Origin of the sequence: Aeromonas sp. Marseille-Q5825 (genome assembly GCF_946892685.1) — a bacterium.
GTDB lineage: Bacteria > Pseudomonadota > Gammaproteobacteria > Enterobacterales > Aeromonadaceae > Aeromonas > Aeromonas rivipollensis.
In genome coordinates this window covers 103827-117419 of record NZ_CAMPOU010000006.1, presented here as the reverse complement: position 1 = coordinate 117419, position 13593 = coordinate 103827, and the positions used below count along the sequence as shown (strand labels likewise).

Below are 13593 nucleotides of genomic sequence, written 5' to 3'. Positions count from 1 at the left end.
ACTCCCTGGCACCGGCGTCTGCGCCCTGCTGGAAGGGCGCCAGAATATGCCTGTTTCGCTCGATGTGGAGGTTCAATCATGAAATTCGCCTGCCAACTCAACGACATCCTGCCGGGAACCGGCGTCTGCGCTCTGATCGAGGGTCGTCAGATCGCCCTGTTCCGCCCGAGCGCGGCCGCCGAGGTGTTCGCCATCGACAACCGGGATCCCTTCTTCGCCGCCAACGTGCTGTCGCGGGGCATCATCTGTGAACACGACGGCGCGCTCTGGGTCGCCAGCCCCCTCAAGAAGCAGCGCTTTCGCCTGAGCGACGGCCACTGCTTCGAGAATCCGGCCATGTCGATTGCGGCCTATGCCGTTGAAGTGCGTGACCAGCAGGTCTGGGTCGCCGTCTAATCCCATACACATCAGGGCTGCCTGCGGGCGGCCCGCTTAAAGAGAGCCAGCATGTATACAGACACCATCAACAAGTGCGCCGCCAATGCGGCCCGCATCAACCGCTTCGAGCGCAGCGACAAGCTCGGCTTCTGGCTCAGCTCCGCCATGGCGGGGGCCTATGTGGGCCTCGGCATCATACTCATCTTCACCCTGGGCAACCTGGTGGATCCCAGCATTCGTCCGCTGGTGATGGGGGCCACCTTCGGCATAGCCCTGACCCTGGTGATCATCGCCGGCTCCGAGCTGTTCACCGGCCACACCATGTTCCTCACCTTCGGGGTGAAGACGGGCAGGATCTCCATGGCCGACCTGCTGCGCATCCTGCCCCAGACCTGGGCCGGCAACCTGCTCGGCTCCATCTTCGTCGCGCTGATCTACTCCTACGGCGGCAGCCTGCTGCCGGACGCGGGCAGCCTGGCCCACAAGGTGGCACTGGCCAAGACCCAGGCGCCGGCCCTGACCCTGTTCATGAAGGGCGTGCTGTGCAACTGGCTGGTCTGCCTCGCCATCTGGATGGCGCTGCGCACCGAGGGCGCGGCCAAGTTCATCGCCATCTGGTGGTGCCTGCTGGCCTTTATCGCCTCCGGCTACGAGCACTCGATCGCCAACATGACGCTGTTCGCCCTCTCCTGGTTCGGCGCCCACTCCGAGGCCTACACCCTGGGTGGCATAGGCCACAACCTGCTGTGGGTCACCCTGGGCAACACAGTCTCCGGCGCGCTCTTCATGGGGCTGGGCTACTGGTATGCCACCCCCAAGGCGGAGCGTCCCGTCCCAGTGACCGACGCCAGCGCCACCGCCAGCCAGACCCAAACCGCCTGATCCGGAGGCCCCATGGACTACTTGCCCATCTTTTGCCGACTCGACAACAAACCCGTGCTGCTGGTTGGCGGCGGTGAGGTGGCGGCGCGCAAGGCGCGCCTGCTGCTGGACGCCGGCGCCCGACTGACGGTGGTCTCCCCCTCGCTCGACCCCGAGCTGGCGGGACTGGCCGCCAACGGAAGCATCGAGTGGCTGGCCGGTGAATTCGCGCCGCAGCAGCTGGCGGGCAAATGGCTGGTGGTGGCCGCTACCGATCGGCGCGAGGTCAACGCCCTGGTCTACCAGAGCGCGAACCAGGCGAGGATTTTCGCCAACGTGGTGGACGACCCCAAACGATCCAGCTTCATCATGCCGTCCATCATCGACAGATCGCCGCTAATGGTGGCCATCTCCTCCGGCGGCAAGGCCCCTGTGCTGGCCCGGCTGCTGCGGGAGAAGCTGGAAGCCCTGCTGCCCCAGCATCTCGGCGCCGTGGCGGCCTTTGCCGGCGGCCTGAGAGACAGGGTCAAGGCCCGCTTCGCCAGCATGGGGGAGCGACGCCAGTTCTGGGAGCGACTGCTCGGCGCCGACCGCCTCGGTCAGGCGCTGGCGCGCGGCGACAAGGCCGCCGCCAACCAGCTGGCCGACACGCTCTTTGCCGAGGATGCCGCTGCCAAGGGCGAGGTGATCCTGGTGGGAGCAGGCCCGGGGGATCCCGGCCTGCTCACCCTGCACGCCCTGCGCCAGATGCAGCAGGCGGATGTGGTGGTCTATGACCGCCTGGTGTCGGACGAGGTGATGGCGCTGGTGCGACGGGATGCCAGACGCATCTTCGTCGGCAAACAGGCCGGCAACCACTGCGTGCCCCAGGAGGGCATCAACCAACTCTTGCTGGAGGAGGCGAAGAAGGGACAGCGGGTGGTGCGGCTGAAGGGGGGCGACCCCTTCATCTTCGGCCGGGGCGGCGAGGAGCTGGAGACGCTGGTCGGCAGCGGCGTGGGCTTTCAGGTGGTGCCGGGGATCACGGCGGCGAGTGGCTGCGCCGCCTACGCCGGCATTCCGCTGACTCACAGGGATCACGCCCAGAGCGTGCGCTTCGTCACCGCCCACGGCAAAGGGGGCGCCCAGGATCTCGACTGGCCCCTGCTGGCCAAGGACAAACAGACCCTGGTGTTCTATATGGGGCTTTCATCCTGCGCCGTGATCCGCGAGCAACTGTTGGCCCACGGCAAGCAGGGCAACACCCCGGTGGCGCTGATCGAGCGCGGCACCCAACCCTGCCAGCGGGTCATTCGCGGCACCCTGGACCAGTTGCCGGAGCTGGCCATCGGCGTCGAGAGCCCGGCCCTCATCATGGTGGGTTCAGTGGTGACCCTGGCGGACAAGCTCGCCTGGTTCGGCCAGGACAACGACGCAGTGCGGATCGCGGCATCGGCCTGAGACTAGGCCCAACGCCAGTATTGAAAGCGCCACCTTGGGGTGGCGTTTCTTTATCCTGCATTTACTGTCATAACCTCTTGTTTTGAATTTGGTATCCTATGGAGCAAGGCCATCCGGCCAACCGAATTCAGGAATCTTGTTGCATGTCTCTCCCCCCCAAGAACAGCGCCAAACAGCGTGAACACGACAGAGCCCGCATCCTCACCCTGCTGCTGGCCGACGATGCCCTCACCGACAGCCTGCTCGATCCCCAAGGGGTGCAGGACGCCGAGCTGCGGGATCAGACCAGCGAGCTGACGCGCCTGGTCAACAGCCTGCCGGCCGCCGACGTCGCCGATGCCCTGGAGTCCCTGCCGCCGGACGAGCGCCAGGTGCTCTGGCAGCAGGTAGACCCGGAGCGCCACGGCCAGATCCTGGTGGAGGCGTCGGAGACGGTGTGGGACAGCCTCATCAGCGGCATGAGCGACAAGGCGCTGCTGCACGCCCTGCGCACCCTCGACATAGACGATCAGATCTATCTGGGCCAATACCTGCCCCGCAATCTGATGGGTCGACTGCTCACCTCCATGGCCCCCGACCAGCGCGACCGGGTGCGGGAGGTGATCCGCTACGGCAAGCACACAGTCGGCGCCATGATGGACTTCGAGCTGATCACGGTGCGGGCGGACATAAGCCTGGCGACTGTGCAGCGCTATCTGCGCCAGCTCGGCAAGATCCCCGCCAACACCGACAAGCTGTTCGTCACCGACAGACGCAACCGGCTGCAGGGGGAACTACCCCTCACCACAGTGCTGCTGCACAAGCCGGAGACCAGGGTGGAAGACGTGATGGAGAAGAACCCCGTCACCTTCGATCCGGAAGATAACGACGAGGCGGCGGCTCGTACCTTCGAGCGGGACGATCTCGTCTCCGCCGCCGTGGTGGATGGCAAGGGCAAGCTGATGGGACGGCTCACCGTCGCCGAGGTGGTGGACCTGGTCTATGAGGAGAGCGACACCGATCTGCGCCGCATGGGGGGGATCAGCGAGGAAGAAGATGTGTTCGCTCCTGTCGCCAAGGCGGTCAAGACCCGCTGGGCCTGGCTCGCCCTCAACCTCTGCACCGCCTTCGTGGCCTCGCGGGTCATAGGTCTGTTCGAGCACAGCATCTCGCAGCTGGTGGCGCTGGCGGCCCTGATGCCCATAGTCGCAGGGATAGGCGGCAACACAGGCAACCAGACCATCACCATGATAGTGCGGGCCCTGGCGCTGCAGCACATCCAGCCGGGCAACGTCTCCTTCCTGCTGTGGCGGGAGCTGGGGGTGGCGCTGATCAACGGCCTGGTGTGGGGTGGCACCATGGGAGTCGCTACCTACTTCCTCTATCAGGATGCGGCCCTGGGCGCCGTGATGACGCTCGCCATGGTGCTGAACCTGCTGGTGGCGGCCCTGATGGGGGTCATCATCCCCATGACCATGAGTCGGCTGGGGCGAGATCCGGCGGTGGGGGCCAGCGTGATGATCACCGCCATCACCGACACCGGCGGCTTCTTTATCTTCCTCGGGCTGGCGACCCTGTTCCTGCTCTAGTACCGGATCGGCGCCAATACGAAGGGGCCTGATGGCCCCTTTGCTTTTCAGCCGGGAGGACGAGCACATGCCCCTGACCCGCAAGGCGAGTGATGAAAGTCCCCCATGGCAGCTCGATGCTCTGAGTCTCTCGGCGACCCGGCGATGGGCTGCAGGGAATCCATGTGCAGTCTCTTATCCCCATGCTTGTTCAAGGAATATTCATTGAAATGCCAGTCCCACTCCTTATACTGGATCCACCTGTTTCCAGCGGTGGATTTGACTCAATGGAATACAACACTTCAGAACTGTGCGACATCTATCAGGACATGGTGGATGTACTCGAACCCATGCTCTGCTCCTTCGGCGGCCGTGCCTCTTTCGGCGGCGTCATCACCACGGTCAAATGCTTCGAATCGAACGGTCTCATCCGTGAAGTCGTCAAGGAGAACGGCGTCGGCCGCGTGCTGCTGATCGACGGCGGCGGCTCCATGCGCCGGGCCCTGATCGACAGCGAGATCGCCACCACGGCGGCGGAAAACGAGTGGGAAGGCATCGTCTGCTACGGCTGCGTGCGTGAGGTCGACATCCTGGAGGATCTGGATATCGGCATTCAGGCCCTGGCCGCCATCCCGGTCGGTGCCGACCACAAGGATGTGGGAGAGACGGATCTGCCGGTCAACTTCGGCGGCGTCACCTTCCTGCCGGATGATCACCTCTACGCCGATACCACAGGGGTGATCCTCTCCCCCGATGCGCTCGACATAGAATGAGCCGACACAGACTGAAGATGGGAGCCTTGGCTCCCATTTTTTATGGCTGCAACTTGCTGAAAAAAGACAAAAAAAGACAAAAAAAGAGGGCCAGTAAACAACTGGCCCCTTAACTGGAAGCAATGTGAGCAATGTCGTGCCTTCACAAGAAGTCCATCACGTTGGAACGAATGAAGTCTTTCCCGGAAAACAAGTTAACAATAATCATTCTCATTTAACTGTGCAAGCCTTATTTATAAAAAGTGCAAAAAAATGACCACCGCGCGGGTGGTCATTCTCGTCAGGCTTGTCGTGTTGCCGTTTGCAGACCGGCCAGGCCGGCCTCCCCCACCAGCTTGCGGCTGAGGTAGCGCAGCAGCACACCGTAGAGCGGCACGAACAATCCCAGGCTTATCAGCAGCTTGAACACATAGTCCACGGTCGCTATCTCGACCCAGTGCTCGGCCATGAAGGGATCCGTGCTGCGCCAGAAGGCGATGCTGAAGAAGGCGATGGTATCCACCAGGTTGCCGAACAGGGTCGAGGCCGCGGGTGCCACCCACCAAGCCCTGAGCAGCCGCAGGCGGTTGAACACCACCACATCCATGAACTGGCCCACCAGATAGGCCATAAAGCTGGCCAGGGCGATGCGCGCCACGAAGAGGTTGAACTCCGCCAGGTTGCCCATGCCCTGATAACTGCCTTCGAAGAAGAGCACAGAGAGCACATAGGAAACGGCCAGGGCCGGCAGCATCACGGTCTGGATGATCTTGCGGGCCAGTCCGGCGCCGAAGATCCGCACCGTCAGATCGGTGGCCAGGAAGATGAACGGGAAGCTGAAGGCACCCCAGGTGGTGTGGAAGCCAAAGATGGTGATCGGCAGCTGCACCAGGTAGTTGCTGCTGGCGATGATCAGGATGTGGAACAACGAGAGACGCACCAGCGCCGTCTGGTGCTGAGCAGGGGTCAGATTCATATTGTGACCTTTTTGGTTAATGGGGTTAGGGAACCCATACCGCCACCATTGGCGATAATTGAGGGGCGAGATTATACGCCCCGACACGGATAGTTCAATCCTTATGCTGCTGGTTCAGCCTGCGGCAATCATCGTCGAAGGGCGACGTCACAGGCCCCAGGCCGGAAATTCAATGCTTGTGCGACGGGCCCGGCAACCACCATCGGGACTCATGCCCCATATTGCCGACCCAGCCAGAGCACCACCTCCCTGTCGTCCGGGTGTGTCGCCTCCAGCCAGCAGCCGCTGTACTGCTCATACTCCAGCCGCAACCGGCTGCCTTCGAACTCCAGCAGCCAGCTGTGGCGATCCGCCCCCCACTCCCGCTCGATCGGTATAAGCTCCCACCCCTCGACCAGCTCCTCGGCCAGGGCAGGGAAGTTGTCCCAGCAGAGCCCGGGATAGGTCAGCAGCAGCACGGCCGACTCGGCATCCACCTGCGTTACCCGCCAGTTCATCCTTCACTCCTCAACTGCTGCAAGAGAGCTCGCCACCGCAATACCACTGGGGAACCGGGGTCGCCAGATCCTCGTATTCCGGCTGCTCGTCATAGGGGTGCTGCAGGGCAGCAAACAGCCGCTCGAACGGCGCCATGTTCCCCGTCTCGGCGGCGTCTATCACCTGCTGGGCCAGGGCATTGCGCAGCACGTACTTGGGATTGACGGCGTCCATCCGCGCCTTGCGTGCCGCATCCTGGCTCCCTTCCCGGGCCAGCCGGGCCCGATAGGCGTCGAGCCATCCCTGCCAGGGGGCGGGATCCGGCAGCAGCGCCAGCAGGGAGGCGGGCCACTCCCCCTGAGACGTCAGCTCACCCAGACGGCGCAGGAAGAGGTGATAGTCCACCCGATGTTCCGCCAGCAGCTGGAACAGCTGGCGGAACAGGGCCGGGTCTTCATCCTCCCAGGTTTCCAGGCCGAGTCGGGCCCGCATCAGTTCGGAGTAGTGCAACATCAGCTGATGCTCGTACTGGGCCAGGGCCGCCGCCAGGGCCTCGCCATCCACCTGATCCGCCAGCGCCTGGGCCAGCTTCTGCAAGTTCCAGTAACCCACCGCCGGCTGCTGATCCAGGGCGTAGCGACCACCCGGATCCGAGTGGTTGCAGACAAAGTCGGGCACATAGGCGTCGATGAAGCCGTAGGGGCCGTAATCCAGGGTCAGCCCGAGCAGGGACATGTTGTCTGTGTTCATCACCCCGTGGCAGAAGCCCGCCGCCTGCCACTTGGCGATGAGGCGTGCGGTGCGCCGCACCACCTCGGCGAACAGCTCGGCACCGCTCTCCAGTTCGGGGAAGTGGTGACGCAGCAGATAATCGATGAGCTGCGGGATCTTCTCCCCCTGGCCGCTCCAGGCAAAATACTCGAAGTGACCGAAGCGCAGGTGGCTAGGCGCTGTGCGCAGCACTGTCGCCCCGCTCTCGACCTGCTCCCGGTAGACCGGCTCGTCACTGCCCACCAGCACCAGGGCTCGGGTGGTCGGGATGCCGAGGGCATGGAGCGCCTCTGAGGCGAGGTATTCGCGGATGCTGGAGCGCAGCACGGCACGGCCGTCGCCGAAGCGGGAGAAGGGCGTCTTGCCCGCCCCCTTCAGGTGCAGATCCCAGCGCTGGCCGTCCGGCGCCTGCTGCTCCCCCAGCAGCAGGGCACGACCATCGCCGAGCCGGGGGCTGTAGCCACCGAACTGGTGCCCCGCATAGACCTGGGCCACCGGCTGCATGCCCGGCAACGGCTGCCCCAGCCCGCAGCAGGCGAGCCAGTCAGCCTCACCGACCCCGTCCAGCCCCAGCTCCCGCAGCAGCTCCTGATTGAGGTGCAGCAGCCTGGGCTCACGCAGGGGCTGAGGGGCCACAGGCTCGCAGGCCCAGGGCAGTTCGGTGGCGAAAGTGTTGATCAACTTCATGGTGGCGTGATTCGTCCCTGCGTATGCTCGTGTCACTCTTTATACCGCCGTCTGCCCGCACAGGCTAACAGGCGATCGCGCTATTTCATTTCACGGAGAAAACAATGCAAAAATGGATATATGCCCTGCCCCTGCTGGCACTGGCCTGGGGACATCAGACCAAGGCCGCCGACATCGAAGCGGGCAAGGCCAAGGCGACTGTCTGCGCCGCCTGTCATGGGGTGGATGGCAAGGCGACCGTCCCCGTCTATCCCCATCTGGCCGGCCAGAACTCTGCCTATCTGCTGAAACAGATGAAAGCCTTCAAGGAGGGCAGTCGCACCGAGCCGCTGATGGCCCCCTTCATGGCGATGCTGAACGAGGCGGACATGGAGAATCTGGCGGCCTATTACGCCAGCTTGAAGTAGCCTGGCGACGCCCTATCCCCGATGCGGTCGATTACGCTGCACTAATCGACCCTACCGCCGGCAATACTCGATGATAAGGTCCATAAAGGCTTCGCCGAAGCGCTCCAGCTTGCGGTGGCCGACACCGTTGATGGCCAGCATCTCGTCCTCGGTCATCGGCATCAGCTGGGCCATCTCCACCAGGGTAGCGTCGTTGAACACCACATAGGGCGGCACCTCTTCATCCTCGGCGATCTGCTTGCGCAGGGCCCGCAGCTCCTTGAACAGCCGCTTGTCGTAGTTGGCATTGTCGAGCAGGCCGCTGCGCTTCTCCTTGCGGCTGGAGATGGGCTGCAGCCGCGGCACCGCCAGGGCCAGCGGTACCTCGCCGCGCAGCACGGGGCGGGCCGCCTCGGTCAGCTGCAACACCAGGTTGCGGGTGATGTTCTGGGTCAGCAACCCCTTGTGGATCAGCTGGCGGATCACGCTCATCCAGTATTCGTGGCTCTGATCCTTGCCGATGCCGTAGGTCGACAGCTTGTCGTGGCCGTGATCCTTGATGCGCTGGTTGAGCGAGCCCCTGAGCACCTCCACCACATAACCCACCCCGAAGTTCTGCCCCACCCGCCAGACGCAGGAGAGCGCCTTCTGGGCATCTTCGGTGCCGTCATAGCTCTTGGGGGGATCCAGGCAGATGTCGCAGTTGCCGCACGGCTTGTCGTTGTACTCGCCGAAGTAGTTGAGCAGCACCTGGCGACGGCAGGTCTGCGCCTCGGCGAAGGCCGCCATCACGTTGAGCTTGTACTGCTCCACCTGCAGCTGCTGGGGGTTCTCTATGTTGTCGAGCAGGCGCCGCACCCGGCCTATGTCGGCGGGATCGTAGAGCAGCAGCGCCTCGGCGGGGGTGCCATCACGGCCGGCCCGGCCGGTCTCCTGATAGTAGGATTCGATGTTCTTCGGAATGTCGTAGTGCACCACGAAGCGAACGTTGGGCTTGTCGATGCCCATGCCGAACGCCACCGTCGCCACCACTATCTCGACGTCGTCCTTGAGGAAGGCATCCTGGGTGCGCAGCCGCTGATCCAGCGGCAGGCCCGCATGATAGGGCGCCGCCTTGCAGCCGTGGCGGGAGAGCCGCTCTGCGACCTCTTCCACCCGGTTGCGGCTGGAGCAGTAGACGATGCCGCAGTTGCCCTTCTGGCTCTGCACATAGCGCAGCAACTGCTCAGCCCCCTTGAACTTCTCCACCAGACTGTAGCGGATGTTGGGTCTGTCGAAGCTGGCGGTGTGAATGAAGGGGTCGTTCAGCTCGAGGCGATGCAGCATGTCGCTGCGGGTCGCCTCGTCTGCGGTGGCGGTGAGCGCCACCACGGGTACCTGGGGGAACCACTGCTTGAGCCGCCCCAGCGCCGCGTATTCGGGGCGAAAATCGTGGCCCCACTGGGAGACGCAGTGGGCCTCGTCGATGGCGAACAGCCCGAGGGGCAGCTCTGCCAGCCGATCCAGAAACTCGTGCTGCAGCAGCCGCTCGGGGGAGACATAGACCAGCTTGATCTCGCCGCGACGCATGGCGGCGAAGTTCTGGATCATCTCCTCCCGGCTCAGGGCCGAGTTGATGTAGACAGCCGCCACGCCGTTGGCGCGCAGGCTGTCCACCTGATCCTTCATCAGCGAAATGAGGGGGGAGACCACCACCCCGAGCCCGGGCCGCAACAGCGCCGGGATCTGGTAACAGAGCGACTTGCCGCCACCTGTGGGCTTGAGCACCAGGGCATCGCGCCCCGCCACTATCTGTTCGATGATCTCGAGCTGGCCAGGCCGAAATTGCTGGTAGCCGAAGACCGCCTGCAGCAGGGCAAGGGGGGTATCGGGCAAGGTGTCGGCAATGGCGGTCATGGGCTCTCCTTTGGGGTCGCCATTCTAAAGCAGCCGCCGCCCACAATAAACCTGCCATTGCGACTGTTAAGGAAGTGTTGCAGACTGGCTGGAGTTTTTACTCGGCTTTGATGACAGGGATCGGTATCAGAGAATGAAACAGATGTTGAAGAAGATGGCGCTCAGTGGCATTGCCAATCTGTTCGCCGAGAAGATGCCGTTCAACAAGCTCATCGGCATGCAGGTGACCCACTATGACTTCGAGAAGGTGGAGCTGCGCATCAAGATGGATGACAAGCTGATCGGCAACCCCTTTCACAACATACTGCACGGCGGTGTCACCGCCAGCCTGCTGGATGTGGCGGGCGGCATGATAGTCGCCGCCTCCTGCATCGACGAGCTGGAGGACTTCTCCCCCAGCTACCTCAAGGAGCGCTTCTCCCGCCTCGGCACCATAGACCTGAGGGTCGACTATCTGCGGCCCGGTCGCGGCAACGAATTCATCGCCACCGCCCACATCATACGGGCGGGCAGCAAGGTCGCCGTCGCCCGTATGGAACTGCACAACGAAGAAGGGACTCATATCGCCTTTGGCACCGGCACCTACCTGGTCGGCTAATGGCCTTTATTGCATAAAAAGTGCGCTTCTAAGCTGATTTTAATCATTAGAATTGTTACCCCCGCCACCGGCCAGGGTCCATACTGGAAGTCGGGATTGTGTGCAGAGGGAGGATTGCAGACGATGAGCGCGATGCTGGCTACCCAACCATCCAGAGCCTTGTTGACACAGCTCGAGTACATGCGCGAAGAGGTGCAGACGCCCGAGTGCCGTCACTGGTTGGAACAGGAGCTGAAGGGGTATTCTCTCTGTTCACCCCTGCCTTGGTATCGCATCATTGCCTGTCGGCAACGCGGTCACTTCCTGAATCTGAAGACGGGGAAATATTTGACTTGCCACATCGGCAGCCAAACGCTCAGCCAACGCGACCTGGCCCAAGTTCAGTTCATCTATGCCCGTGAACCCGCCGTCCACTATTTACTGCATCATGATTCCCATATCGAGCCCTGGCCAGAACAGCTGCTGGGAGCGTATCGAGAGCAGTTGATCCCCGGCCATCTCTGCCTGCAGGCCTGGCACGAGCCCGTGTCTTCTCTGCGGTCACAACTGATGGAGGGAATAGCACATTTCATTAGTGAGTACCCCAAGCATGCGGCTCTGCAAACTCAGCACGGCTTCAAGGCATTGCGGCATCAACACTGGCATATCTGATCATGCGCCCAGGGCGCAAGGAGGGCACCATCGACAAGACCCACAACGAGATTGCCACAATCTAGAGTGCCGGAGTCAGGATCAGACTCCACCTGTGGGGCCACCGAGCGGTGGCCCTTTTAATGGGCGGCATTCAGCACCAGGCAATCGGCCCCATACCGCTCCTGCCCCGTCTGCCGAGGACGGCAAAGGCAAAAGCCAAATGCGAAAAGGCCGCTCAATGAGCGGCCTTTTCTAATGTGGTCGGTGTGAGAGGATTCGAACCTCCGACCCCTTCGTCCCGAACGAAGTGCGCTACCAAGCTGCGCTACACACCGATGTCTGCGGGGCGAGAATTTACCGAAAGCCCCGACATGACACAAGCCTTTTTTTGCTTTCGCCACAAAAAAAGGGCTTTGCGCTCAATAATCCAGCGTTTCATGGCGACACGGGGGGCCGGGCTCGTCCCGGTGCTCAGTTACGCCTTTGGCGGCAGCTGAAACTCGGCCGGTCCCAGCAGACGCCGACTCCAATCGGCAACGACCCCGTGCTCCAGCCAGTGGGCCGCATGCTGGCGCCAGTTGGGAGAGAGCGCCGGGTTGTCCAGCAGCAGTTGCAGGTCCCCTTCGTGGCGGGTCTGGTTGAACAGGATGTCGGCGGTGCGCTTCACCGTCAGCTCGGGATAGGGCCTGTCCATCAGCAGCAGCTCATCCACCGGGGCCACGCGCCCCTCCTCCAGCACCCGCAGCAACCAGCCGCAGCGGCCGTTGAGCTGCATCACCTGGGAGAGGTGCGGGTAGCCAAAGCGTTGATTGAGCTTGAAGCAGGGGGATCTCGGCTGGCTGATCTGGATGAGCGCCTCGCCGAGGCGATAGACATCGCCGATGCAGGCTTGCGTTTCGGTCAAGCCGAGGCCGGAGAGGTTTTCACCAAAGGCCGCCGGCTGCCAGGGAGCACGAGGGGCAGGCAGACCCAGCGCGGCTTGCCAGGTCTTCCACCAGGGGTAGTGATCCGCGGGATAATAGTGCAGGGCACGATCCGGGCCGCCGTGATGGCGCTGGTCGCTCTGCTCATCTCCCTCCAGGCCAGAGAAGCTGCACCACAGGGGATTGCCTGCCACATGTTTGTCGATGGCACTGACGAGTCCGGGGGCGAGTTCGGCATTCATCTCGGCGCTCTGGCCGATAAAGAGGGAGATCCGCATTCCATGCTCCTGACGGATGAGAGAATGCGGATCTTAGGGGCTGTTGAGCCGTCGGCGCAAGCCGTGTGACTGCGTCAACAGCCCCGGGGTCAGGCGACGGCCTGCATCTGGGTGGTCATGGCAATCTCGGCGCGGCGGCGTTTCTCCGCCCTCGCCATCAGGTACCAGCTGCCGAAGGTGAACAGCGACACCGACAGCAGGATCAGGCTGGCCACCGCGTTGATCTCGGTTTTCACCCCGAGCCGCACCGCCGAGAACACCTCCATCGGCAGGGTAGTGGAACCCGGACCTGAGACGAAGCTCGCCAGCACCAGATCATCCAGCGACAGGGCAAACGACATCATGCCGCCCGCCGCCAGCGACGGCGCTATCATCGGGATGGTGATGAGGAAGAACACCTTCCAGGGCTTGGCGCCGAGATCCATGGCCGCCTCCTCGATGGAGAGATCCAGCTCCCGCAGCCGCGCCGACACCACTATCGCCACATAGGCGGTACAGAAGGTGGTGTGGGCAATCCAGATGGTCAGCATGCCCCGCTCGGCGGGCCAGCCCACCAGCTGGGCCATGGCCACGAACAGCAGCAGCAGCGACAGACCTGTGATCACCTCGGGCATGACCAGGGGCGCCGTCACCATGCCGCCGAACAGGGTGCGACCACGGAAGTGCGGGATCCGGGTCAGCACGAAGGCGGCCACAGTCCCCAGCGCCACCGCGGCTATGGCGGTGTAGAAGGCGATCTCCAGGGAGCGGAACACGGACCCAATCAACTGCTTGTTGTCGAGCAGGCCGAAGTACCACTTCAGCGACCAGCCCCCCCATACCGTCACCAGCTTGGAGGCGTTGAAGGAGTAGATGACCATGATGACCATGGGCAGGTAGATAAACAGCAGCCCCAGCCACAGCATCAGCTTGGAAAAACCGAGACGTCTCATGCCTGACCCTCCAATACGCTTGTCTGGTTGCAGTTGAACAGGATGGATGCTGGGACTA

The 13593-nt window shown here is 63.0% G+C and carries 14 protein-coding genes and 1 tRNA gene; 8 read left to right on the top strand and 7 right to left on the bottom strand.

Translation table 11 applies throughout. The features are described from left to right. Positions 1-78 precede the first annotated feature (78 nt). From nirD to rraA, 5 genes are all read left to right on the top strand, one after another. A complete protein-coding gene (gene nirD / locus OC537_RS15440) occupies positions 79-396 on the top strand; it encodes a nitrite reductase small subunit NirD (RefSeq protein ID WP_262112564.1) in 318 nt (105 codons plus the stop codon). Positions 397-447: 51 nt separating this feature from the next. After that, positions 448-1260 carry a nitrite transporter NirC gene (gene nirC / locus OC537_RS15435; RefSeq protein ID WP_262112562.1) on the top strand — a complete coding sequence of 271 codons (813 nt, stop codon included), beginning with the start codon at positions 448-450 and terminating at the stop codon, positions 1258-1260. A gap of 12 nt (positions 1261-1272) precedes the next feature. Then, positions 1273-2679: a siroheme synthase CysG gene (cysG, locus tag OC537_RS15430; RefSeq protein ID WP_262112560.1), complete on the top strand. Its 1407-nt coding sequence runs from the start codon at positions 1273-1275 to the stop codon at positions 2677-2679. Positions 2680-2822: 143 nt separating this feature from the next. Beyond that, positions 2823-4247, top strand: coding sequence for a magnesium transporter (gene mgtE, locus OC537_RS15425; RefSeq protein ID WP_262112558.1), 1425 nt, complete (start codon positions 2823-2825; stop codon positions 4245-4247). Between the two features lie 266 nt (positions 4248-4513). Further along, on the top strand, positions 4514-4999 hold the full coding sequence (gene rraA / locus OC537_RS15420) for a ribonuclease E activity regulator RraA (RefSeq protein WP_005328442.1): 486 nt from the start codon (positions 4514-4516) through the stop codon (positions 4997-4999). 280 nt (positions 5000-5279) lie between these two features. Here rraA and OC537_RS15415 read toward each other — a convergent pair whose 3' ends face one another. The 3 genes from OC537_RS15415 to OC537_RS15405 form a co-directional block, all read right to left on the bottom strand. Beyond that, positions 5280-5954 carry a 7-cyano-7-deazaguanine/7-aminomethyl-7-deazaguanine transporter gene (locus tag OC537_RS15415; protein WP_043554198.1) on the bottom strand — a complete coding sequence of 225 codons (675 nt, stop codon included), beginning with the start codon at positions 5952-5954 and terminating at the stop codon, positions 5280-5282. Between the two features lie 209 nt (positions 5955-6163). Continuing rightward, on the bottom strand, positions 6164-6451 hold the full coding sequence (locus OC537_RS15410; RefSeq protein WP_262112555.1) for a DUF3630 family protein: 288 nt from the start codon (positions 6449-6451) through the stop codon (positions 6164-6166). Between the two features lie 10 nt (positions 6452-6461). After that, positions 6462-7889: a protein adenylyltransferase SelO gene (locus tag OC537_RS15405; protein ID WP_262112554.1), complete on the bottom strand. Its 1428-nt coding sequence runs from the start codon at positions 7887-7889 to the stop codon at positions 6462-6464. Between the two features lie 104 nt (positions 7890-7993). Here OC537_RS15405 and OC537_RS15400 point away from each other — a divergent pair, with 104 nt between their 5' ends. Then, complete coding sequence (locus OC537_RS15400; RefSeq protein WP_262112552.1) at positions 7994-8296, top strand: c-type cytochrome; 303 nt, start codon at positions 7994-7996, stop codon at positions 8294-8296. 51 nt (positions 8297-8347) lie between these two features. Here OC537_RS15400 and recQ read toward each other — a convergent pair whose 3' ends face one another. After that, positions 8348-10171, bottom strand: a complete 1824-nt coding sequence (recQ, locus tag OC537_RS15395; protein WP_262112550.1) for an ATP-dependent DNA helicase RecQ — start codon at positions 10169-10171, stop codon at positions 8348-8350. Between the two features lie 133 nt (positions 10172-10304). On the opposite strand from recQ, the gene OC537_RS15390 reads away from it, so the two are divergent. Both OC537_RS15390 and OC537_RS15385 read left to right on the top strand, forming a co-directional pair. Next, on the top strand, positions 10305-10769 hold the full coding sequence (locus OC537_RS15390) for a thioesterase family protein (protein WP_162519265.1): 465 nt from the start codon (positions 10305-10307) through the stop codon (positions 10767-10769). Positions 10770-10892: 123 nt separating this feature from the next. Next, on the top strand, positions 10893-11420 hold the full coding sequence (locus OC537_RS15385; protein WP_262112548.1) for a hypothetical protein: 528 nt from the start codon (positions 10893-10895) through the stop codon (positions 11418-11420). Positions 11421-11660: 240 nt separating this feature from the next. Here OC537_RS15385 and OC537_RS15380 read toward each other — a convergent pair. The 3 genes from OC537_RS15380 to OC537_RS15370 form a co-directional block, all read right to left on the bottom strand. Further along, a tRNA-Pro gene (locus OC537_RS15380) sits at positions 11661-11737 on the bottom strand. 140 nt (positions 11738-11877) lie between these two features. Beyond that, complete coding sequence (locus tag OC537_RS15375; protein ID WP_262112546.1) at positions 11878-12603, bottom strand: MOSC domain-containing protein; 726 nt, start codon at positions 12601-12603, stop codon at positions 11878-11880. A gap of 89 nt (positions 12604-12692) precedes the next feature. Beyond that, complete coding sequence (locus OC537_RS15370) at positions 12693-13535, bottom strand: ABC transporter permease subunit (protein WP_262112545.1); 843 nt, start codon at positions 13533-13535, stop codon at positions 12693-12695. Between the last annotated feature and the right edge of the window lie 58 nt (positions 13536-13593).